3 protein-coding genes and 1 riboswitch are annotated in these 2,919 nt (G+C 65.7%); all 3 genes read left to right on the top strand.

Features of this window, described 5'->3' with window-relative positions; all coding sequences use genetic code 11:
• The first annotated feature begins 39 nt into the window (after positions 1-39).
• The 3 genes from HYV14_00060 to HYV14_00070 all read left to right on the top strand — a co-directional run bounded on the left by HYV14_00060 (position 40) and on the right by HYV14_00070 (position 2,790).
• The gene (locus HYV14_00060) at positions 40-1,326 is read left to right on the top strand and encodes an adenylosuccinate synthase (protein MBI2384383.1); all 1,287 of its coding nucleotides are present in this window, start codon (positions 40-42) and stop codon (positions 1,324-1,326) included.
• A gap of 7 nt (positions 1,327-1,333) precedes the next feature.
• Positions 1,334-1,846: a nucleotidyl transferase AbiEii/AbiGii toxin family protein gene (locus tag HYV14_00065; GenBank protein MBI2384384.1), complete on the top strand. Its 513-nt coding sequence runs from the start codon at positions 1,334-1,336 to the stop codon at positions 1,844-1,846.
• Positions 1,847-2,140: 294 nt separating this feature from the next.
• A riboswitch (cyclic di-GMP riboswitch) is annotated at positions 2,141-2,222 on the top strand.
• An 85-nt stretch (positions 2,223-2,307) separates the two neighbouring features.
• The gene (locus HYV14_00070; GenBank protein ID MBI2384385.1) at positions 2,308-2,790 is read left to right on the top strand and encodes a hypothetical protein; all 483 of its coding nucleotides are present in this window, start codon (positions 2,308-2,310) and stop codon (positions 2,788-2,790) included.
• Positions 2,791-2,919: the final 129 nt, after the last annotated feature.

Below are 2,919 nucleotides of genomic sequence, written 5' to 3' on the forward strand. Positions count from 1 at the left end.
AAATGGGAGAATGGGAGGCCTGGCACCAAAGGAGATTTCATGCCGGCACTCGTGGTCGTGGGCGCCCAGTGGGGCGACGAAGGGAAGGGCAAGATCGTCCATTTCCTGGGCAAGGACGCGGACTGGGTCGTGCGCTATCAGGGCGGCAACAACGCGGGGCACACGGTGGTGTTCGGCGGGCAGAAGTACGCCCTGCACCTGACCCCGTCGGGCATCCTGGCGAAGGGCTGCAGGAGCGTGATCGGCAACGGCGTCGTCGTGGACCCCAACGCCTTCGTCAAGGAAGTGAAGATGCTCGAGAGCCGGGGCATCAAGGTCCGCGGGCGCCTCTTCCTCAGCCTCGCGGCCCACGTGATCCTGCCCTATCACATCTACGTCGACACCCTGCGCGAGGAGGGGGGGCGCGGCATCGGCACCACCAAGCGCGGCATCGGCCCCTGCTACGAGGACAAGGTCGCCCGCATCGGCATCCGCGTCGCCGACTACCTCGACCCCGAGTCCTTCCGCAAGCTCGTCCGCAAGAACCTCAAGGTCCGCGCCGCCGAGCTCGCCAGGGTGAAGCCTCTTAAAGAGATCGAGAAGGAGGTCTTCAAGGACTACGACCGCCTGCGCCGCTTCCTGGCCCCTTTCGCGGCCGACTGCTCGGTCCTGCTCGACGAGGGGCGCAAGAAAAAGAAGCGCCTGCTCCTCGAGAGCGCCCAGGGCTCGATGCTCGACCTGGATCATGGGACCTACCCTTTCGTGACGTCCTCGAACCCCGTCGCGGGAGGCGCCTGCGCCGGCGCGGGCATCGGCCCGACGGCGATCACCGCCGTCATGGGCGTCACCAAGGCCTACACCACGCGCGTGGGCCTGGGCCCCTTCCCGACCGAGGTGGAAGGTCACGTCGGCCATTACATCCGCGAGGTGGGCAAGGAGTACGGGACCACGACGGGCCGCGCCCGGCGCATCGGCTGGCTCGACGTGCCCCAGCTCAAGGCCGCCATCCGCATGAACGGGATGACCGCGCTGACGATGACCAAGCTGGACACTTTGACGGGCGTCCATCCGATCAAGGTCTGCGTGGGCTACAAGCTGGGCAAGAAGAGGCTCTCCGACTTCCCGGTGTCGCGACGGGAGCAGCTCGACGTCGAGCCGATCTACGAGAGCTACCCGGGCTTCTCCGGCGACCTGAGCAAGGCGAAGAAGTTCTCCGACCTGCCTCGCGGCGCGCGCGAGTACGTGCTCGCGGTCGAGCGGCTGCTCGGCGTCCCGTTCGCGATCGTGTCGGTCGGGCAGAGCCGGGAGCAGACCATCGTGCGCGACGCGCGGCGCCTCTGGAGCTGACAGAATCATGCCCATATTCGAGCCCGTATTTTCAGCTCTCAATGAATCGGGCGCGCGCTACGTCGTCGTCGGAGGGCTCGCGGTCGTCCTTCACGGGCACCCTCGGCTTACCGCCGACGTTGACCTCGTTCTGGATTTGGAACCTGACGCCGCGAGAAAGGCCATGGAGGCGCTGAAGTCGATCGGCTTGGCGGCGCGAGCTCCCGTGGACCCGGCGGCTTTCGCCGACGCCGTCCAGCGGGAGGCGCGGATCGCGGACAAGGGCATGACGGTTTTCAGCATGTATTCCGCGGCCAATCCCCTCCTCATTCTTGATTTGTTCGTCCGCGCCCCGATTCCATTCGAGGAGCTGTGGTCGAGGTCGCGGGCGGTCGACCTGGGGAGTTTGAAGGTGCAGGTGGCCTCGATCGACGATCTGATCGCGATGAAGCGGGCCGTCGCGCGGCCTCAGGATATATCGGATATCGAGGCGCTCGAAGCTATCAAAGAGCGCGCTTCCAAGAGGGATTCCGGTGCCTGACGATAGCGATTGGGAATGCGGTTGGGAGGACGCGCGCAAGCGGCAATTGACCGCGGGGTTCGACGCCACTCCCGCGCAGCGGCTGGCGTGGCTGGAGGAGATGATAATCTTCGCCCATCAAGTCCGCGCCTTGCCGCGACCTTCGAGCGCGCCTATGCTTCTGCGCGACGCTCCGGATTCAAAATTGAAAAAGGGAAACTCGTGACGATTTCCTCGTCGAGGAATGCGATTGTCGGGGCCGTGGGTCTTGACAATAAAACGGCGCCTGTTATACTCCGAAGGTCGTCAGTTGGAGCGATAAACCGGCAAACCGTTCGTGAGGGCGGGGCGCAAAGCGAAGGGCCTCGAAGAGTCCCGAGGTCGCCTGGCTACCGAAACCAAACATGCTGATAAACGGCGTGCGCGCACGATTTCGCTCGGCCCTTGCTTATCATGGACGGGACAGAGGGGTTCCATGGTTGGTGGGGCCGGGCCTGTTTTTGGCCCTGGCGCTTCTCGCGCCGGCCGGCCGCGCGGAAACCGCGGCCGGTCTTGACGCGCAAGGGGTCGATCCCCGGGCCGCGGTCGAGAACAAGTGGGGCCTCGACGTCCGCGACGAGGCGGGCCGCCCCGTCACCCGGGAGCGGGTCCTCGCCGACCTGAAGGGCGCCGCGGTCAAGCGCGCGGCCGACAACTCGTTCACCAGCGCCTTGCCCAAGGCCCGGGCCGTCTTGTCCGCCCTGGAGCTCCTGGCCGAGGCCGGGGCGGCTTTCCGCATGGCCGCGACCGTATTCGCCCTGCCGGAGCTGCTGCCCGGCCTGCCCGGAGGGGGGCCCAAGATCTCGGTCCTGTGGCTGCTCGTCCTGGCCTCTGGAGTCATGACCGTCTCGCTCTGTCGACGTCCCGAAACCCGTCCCGCTCTCTCCAGCTCCCGCCAAAGCTCCATCGAAGTCCTCCGCTGTTAACCGGGTCTCCAACCCCCTTCTCCGCTCCCGCGGAGAATAGTTACAGCAATAACAGAACCGTACGGACCCCGTGCCGGAAACAATTCCGACACCCGGCCTGAGCTGAACGACCGCACTATAGAGGGTCAA

The organism is Elusimicrobiota bacterium, assembly GCA_016182905.1.
In the GTDB taxonomy this organism is placed as follows: Bacteria; Elusimicrobiota; Elusimicrobia; order UBA1565; family UBA9628; genus GWA2-66-18.

What these genes read in the sequence shown, in the direction of transcription:
- HYV14_00060 (MBI2384383.1), top strand. Translation starts at nt 40, where the DNA reads ATGCCGGCACTCGTGGTCGTGGGCGCCCAGTGGGGCGACGAAGGGAAG.
- HYV14_00065 (MBI2384384.1), top strand. Translation starts at nt 1,334, where the DNA reads ATGCCCATATTCGAGCCCGTATTTTCAGCTCTCAATGAATCGGGCGCG.